1 pseudogene is annotated in these 272 nt (G+C 47.1%); it reads right to left on the reverse strand.

Annotated elements, in window-relative coordinates:
* Nucleotides 1-272, reverse strand: a pseudogene (locus AAEZ02_RS22525) (signal recognition particle-docking protein FtsY); the annotation flags it as partial.

Below are 272 nucleotides of genomic sequence, written 5' to 3' on the forward strand. Positions count from 1 at the left end.
GCTTCTAAGCGTTCAGTTTCTAAACGCTGAGTCTCTTGTGCTTGCTTTTGTTGCTCAGCCTGCTCAGCAGCTAGCTTTTCTGCAGCAATAAGCTCAGCATCGATACGGGCTTGTTCTACTCGTTCACTGTCGACACGCTCTTGCTCAAGACGCTTATTTTCTAGATCAAGCTGTTCAAGACGAAGTTGTTCAATACGTTCGGCTTCTAAGCGTTCAGTTTCTAAACGCTGAGTCTCTTGTGCTTGCTTTTGTTGCTCTGCCTGCTCAACGGC

Origin of the sequence: Shewanella sp. T24-MNA-CIBAN-0130, from assembly GCF_040310185.1 — a bacterium.
In the GTDB taxonomy this organism is placed as follows: domain Bacteria; phylum Pseudomonadota; class Gammaproteobacteria; order Enterobacterales; family Shewanellaceae; genus Shewanella; species Shewanella psychromarinicola.